General features: G+C 45.9%; 1 protein-coding gene. It reads left to right on the forward strand.

All coding sequences use genetic code 11. The annotated features are described in order from the left end of the window. Nucleotides 1–449, forward strand: a 449-nt coding sequence (locus NE664_14000; GenBank protein ID MCQ4727747.1) for a hypothetical protein, incomplete at both ends; no start/stop codon positions are given.

Consider the following 449-nt stretch of genomic DNA (forward strand, 5'->3'; position numbering starts at 1 on the left):
GAACTGGAATACTATCAGACGGGGATTAAAGTGACAAAACAGCCCAAAAAGACGGTCTATGAGACAGGAAGTATCTTTGACCCGGATGGTATGGAAGTAAAGAGGATCATGAAGGCCAGCGGAAGCAATGCCGATTATTATCAGGAAACCATCACAGATTACGATTATGAGACGGCTGAACTGACCGGTACCGGGTCCAGAAAGATATCCATCCGTCATGAGGGAACAGGTGAAAATGGTGACGAACAGACGTTTAAGGCCGTAGTTACGGTTACGGTGACAAATCGTGAAGATGTATTAAATAACGCGGTTCTAAAGCAGTCTGTAGCCGAGGCCGGAGAGAAATTAAATAAAGAATATGTGGCTTATATGACGGATGAGGAGAAGGACGCTGCAGCTAATGCGGCTAAGAATGTGTTCCTCGATGTCATGGGAGCGGAAGATACGGT

It is taken from the genome of Anaerotignum faecicola, assembly GCA_024460105.1.
GTDB lineage: Bacteria > Bacillota > Clostridia > Lachnospirales > Anaerotignaceae > JANFXS01.